Source organism: Kitasatospora sp. NPDC059747 (assembly GCF_042732955.1).
Lineage (GTDB): Bacteria > Actinomycetota > Actinomycetes > Streptomycetales > Streptomycetaceae > Kitasatospora.
Genome location: NZ_JBHWGV010000075.1, coordinates 32,364 through 35,407, shown reverse-complemented (window position 1 = coordinate 35,407; position 3,044 = coordinate 32,364). Strand labels below are relative to the sequence as shown.

The 3,044-nt window shown below is 71.3% G+C and carries 3 protein-coding genes; 2 read left to right on the top strand and 1 reads right to left on the bottom strand.

Translation table 11 applies throughout. The features are described 5' to 3' along the window. Positions 1 to 69 precede the first annotated feature (69 nt). A complete protein-coding gene (locus ACFV4G_RS28455) occupies positions 70 to 210 on the top strand; it encodes a hypothetical protein (protein WP_380444966.1) in 141 nt (46 codons plus the stop codon). Positions 211 to 274: 64 nt separating this feature from the next. Here ACFV4G_RS28455 and ACFV4G_RS28450 read toward each other — a convergent pair whose 3' ends face one another. Next, the gene (locus ACFV4G_RS28450) at positions 275 to 1,552 is read right to left on the bottom strand and encodes a serine hydrolase domain-containing protein (protein ID WP_380444965.1); all 1,278 of its coding nucleotides are present in this window, start codon (positions 1,550 to 1,552) and stop codon (positions 275 to 277) included. 319 nt (positions 1,553 to 1,871) lie between these two features. On the opposite strand from ACFV4G_RS28450, the gene ACFV4G_RS28445 reads away from it, so the two are divergent. Further along, positions 1,872 to 2,864, top strand: a complete 993-nt coding sequence (locus ACFV4G_RS28445; RefSeq protein ID WP_380444964.1) for a phosphatidylserine/phosphatidylglycerophosphate/cardiolipin synthase family protein — start codon at positions 1,872 to 1,874, stop codon at positions 2,862 to 2,864. The last annotated feature ends 180 nt before the right edge of the window (positions 2,865 to 3,044 follow it).

The following is a 3,044-nucleotide window of genomic DNA, read 5'->3' as shown; positions in this document are numbered from 1 at the left end:
GCTATGGCCTACGCCCTGGGGCCCCCCCACTCCGGGGCTATCGGCCGCCGGGACTCCTAGACCCCGGGGGTGCCCGACCTCGGCCCGGCCCTGATCGAGCAGGGCCGTGCCGACGAGGCCCGCGAACTCCTCACCGAGGCGCTCACGGACCTCAGCGCGGACGGCCGCCAGGGTCGCCGCCGGACGGGCACGGCGGCCGCCGGGGGCTGAGGCGCGGAGCCCGTCACCGACCGGCTTGGGCTGAGGCGCCGCGCCCGTCAGCGCACGGCCGGCCTCAGATCCGGCTGTCCTCGACCGCCGGAATGGTGTAGTCCCGGACGGCGGCGCCGTTCGGCACCGCCGAGCGGACGTTGGCCCGCGGTGCGGCGGCGGCCGGCTTCTTCCCGCAGAACGCCGGCTCCAGCGCGCCCATCAGGCCCTGCGTCACCGAGCCGTTGTTGGAGGCGTTGGCGAACACGACGACCGTGCGGTGGCCGTCCGGCGTGGTGAACGACTGGGTCTGGTAGCCCTGGACGATCCCGCCGTGCCCGTACACGTCGCCGCAGCTGAGCGAGATGCGGCGCAGTCCGAGGCCGTAGGAGATCTTCGCGGTCGGGGTCGGGATCGCGGCCTCCATCTGCTTGAGCGAGTCGTCGGAGACGAGTCCGCCGGAGCTGCCGGCCATGAGGGCGGTGAGGAAGGTGTCGAGGTCCCGGGCGGAGGAGGTGACCGCGCCCGCGGCCCAGACCCAGGAGCCGGTCTGCTCGGTGGAGTCGAGCAGCGGCTTGGTGCGGTCGTCGTTGGTGAGGTAGCCGGTGACGTGGGCGCCGCGGATCTTCGGGTCCGGGACGACGAAGGAGGTGTCGCGCAGCTCCAGCGGGTCGAGGATGCGCTCCTGGAGGACGTCGGCGTAGGGGCGGCCGGTGAGGTTCTCGACGGCGAGGCCCATGAGCACGAAGTCGGTGTTGGAGTACGAGTACTTGGTGCCCGGCGCGTACTGGACGCCGTGCTTGACGGACATCGCGACGAGGTCGCGCGGGGCGTAGACGTTGGTGCGGATGCGGGCCTCGAACGCGGCGGTGGTCTCCTCGCCGGACTGTTCGAGGAGGTCGTTGGTGTGGTCGTAGATCCCGGCGCGGTGCTCCATGACCTGGCGGCCCGTCATGGTCCAGCCGTCGGGCAGGGTGCCGGCCGGGAGGTAGTCGCGCAGGGGCTTGTCGAGGTCGATGAGGCCCTGCTCGGCGAGCTGCATGACCAGGACGGACGCGAACATCTTGCTGTTGCTGCCGACCCGGAAGCGCCAGTCGGCCTTCATCGGGGTGCCGTCGAGATCGGCCTTGCCGACCGTCAGCGTCTGGTCGAGCGACGGGTCGTCGTGGTCGTGGACGACGGCGAAGGCGCCGGGCGCGCCGGCCTTCATCGTGGTCTGCAGGGCGGCGAGCACCGCGGCGGTGTCGGGTGCGGGCGCGCTCGGGGTGCCCTGGTCGGCGGCGGCGTGGGTGGCGCCGGTCGCCATCAGGACGACACCGGCGGCGGCCACGGCCAGGGGACGCAGGAGCCTGATCTTCGCCATGTTCCTCGGTTTCTCGTTCGGCTGACGCGGCGTCGGTCCGCGCGGTTCGAAGATCCACTATCTCCGTCCGGGGCCATCGCCGCAATGTGAGCGATCGGTGAACGCGATCGACTCCACAATCCGTTTCCCGAACGGCGGCCAAGGCTTTACCTGCTGGGATCTACCCGCGTAAACCGATGAGCCGCATGCTTGTTCGGCACACCTCAAGCACCCCCGTGCGCACGTCGAGCACGCCCGTGCGCGCCTTCAGCACGCCTGTGCGCACCTCCGGCACGCCCGTGTGTCCCCACAGCCCCCACCTCACCGACGTGGAGTCAGCATGCCCCTGTCCCGCATCGCCCGCCGCGCCTGCGCCGTCCTGCTGTCCGCCGCCGCCGTGGTGCCGATGGCCGGCGCCGCCCAGGCCGACGCCGTGGCCGGCACCTACTCGGCCGTGGTGTTCCCGGACCAGAACCACAGCCTGGTCGACGACTTCATCAACTCGGCGACCAAGTCCGTCGACGTGACGATGTACGAGCTGCGCGACACCGCCGCGGTGAACGCCCTGATCGGCCGCAAGCAGGCGGGCGTCAAGGTGCGGGTGATCCTGGACGCCAAGCACACCTCGGTCAACGGCGCCGCGTACTCCGCGCTCAAGGCCGCGGGCGTCGGCGTGACGTACTCCTCCTCGGCGTACGTCTACACCCACCAGAAGACCGTCACCGTGGACGGCGCCAAGTCCCTGATCCTGACCGGCAACCTGGACGCCACCTACTACTCGTCCAGCCGTGACTACGGCGTCTTCGACTCGGACGCGAACGACGTCGCCGCGATCGAGCAGGTCTTCGCCGCGGACTACGCGAAGACCTCGATCACCCCCTCGGACGGCGACAACCTGGTCTGGTCGCCCACCGACTCGCAGGACCGCCTGCTCGCGCTGATCAACGGCGCGCAGACCTCCCTCGACGTCCAGGAGCTGGAGTTCGGTGACCAGGCCCTGGTGGACGCCGTCGCCGCCGCCGCGAGCCGCGGCGTCACCGTGCGCGTGGTCGGCATGAACCCCGACTCCTACGGCAGCTACTTCGACGAGGTGACGACGGCCGGCGGCAGGATCGTCACGTACTCGTCCACCACGGGCCTGTACATCCACGCGAAGGCGATCGTCGCCGACTACGGCACGTCGACGGCCAAGGTGTTCGCCGGCTCGGAGAACTTCTCCGACAACTCGCTGAACAACAACCGCGAGCTCGGTCTGATCACCACCGACTCCGGCGTGCTGAGCACGATCGAGTCGACCTTCGCCACCGACTTCGCCAACGGCCAGCCCTACTAGGCACGTCCGGCACCAGGCACGCCCGGCACCAGCCACGCCCGACCGCCGCATCCGGCGGAATCCGCACCAGGTACCGCCTGCCCCACGCAGAACACCCGGGAGGGGGGGGGCCGCGCCCGGGCGGCCCGCCGCGGGCCCGCCGCCCCCCCCGCGCCGCACCCAGCGCGCCTGCGCCACCAG

What these genes read in the sequence shown, in the direction of transcription:
- ACFV4G_RS28445 (WP_380444964.1), top strand. Translation starts at nt 1,872, where the DNA reads ATGCCCCTGTCCCGCATCGCCCGCCGCGCCTGCGCCGTCCTGCTGTCC.
- ACFV4G_RS28450 (WP_380444965.1), bottom strand. Translation starts at nt 1,552, where the DNA reads ATGGCGAAGATCAGGCTCCTGCGTCCCCTGGCCGTGGCCGCCGCCGGT.